The organism is Polaromonas sp. P1_G2 (assembly GCF_056405515.1).
Genome location: NZ_JBFUBY010000662.1, coordinates 1 through 644, shown reverse-complemented (window position 1 = coordinate 644; position 644 = coordinate 1). Strand labels below are relative to the sequence as shown.

Sequence of the window (644 nt, the reverse complement as noted above, 5' to 3'; positions counted from 1 at the left end):
CTTTGTACACAGAGCAGCCCTTTCGAGATTTATTTTTCTCCACAGAGCCCCCCAATTGTTTTATTTCAAGGACTGTTGTGGCAGCGGCAAACCAAAGCGATTCGGACCGTAAAAACAGCGGATCGACGTGGCTAAAGCTGGTCGAGATTAACGCCGACCGTGATTGCTCCGATCGGCTTGCCGKKCTCGTCGRMAATGGTCATCGACRCCTGCGACTGCAGCATCTGSGTCGATTCGTCCTTGCGCGCGTCGTCGACGAAAACGGCGGATGGTCCCTTGTCGAACGTCTTTTGGAATTTGGCCTCGTCACCCTGCCAATAATCGGAAGTGATGCCGCTCTGGCCGACATTGAGGCCCTTGGCGTCCATGACGAAGATTTCCGTGATGGCGCCGGAGGCCTGGTCTTCCTTACGCCTCAGGAAGGCAGATACCGGCGTGGCCAAAACCCGATCGATCAGCGGCCGACTCGGTCGATTGACCTCCTGCCGCCATTCTTCGTCCAGTGCGTTGATCTCGGTGCCGGTCAGACGTGCATCGATCGCGTTCTGCGCCTTGATCGCGGCTATGATGATCGGATCGGAAACCCAGCCGCGAACATTGGCGTCGAAGAAAGCGAGCACCGGTGCCACGTGAATGTCCTGGGC

1 protein-coding gene is annotated in these 644 nt (G+C 57.2%); it reads right to left on the bottom strand.

Going from position 1 to position 644, the window contains the following annotated elements; genetic code table 11:
• Window positions 1-131 precede the first annotated feature (131 nt).
• The coding region (locus AC1D0P_RS26805; RefSeq protein ID WP_477679507.1) for a hypothetical protein at window positions 132-644 on the bottom strand (513 nt) is incomplete at its 5' end.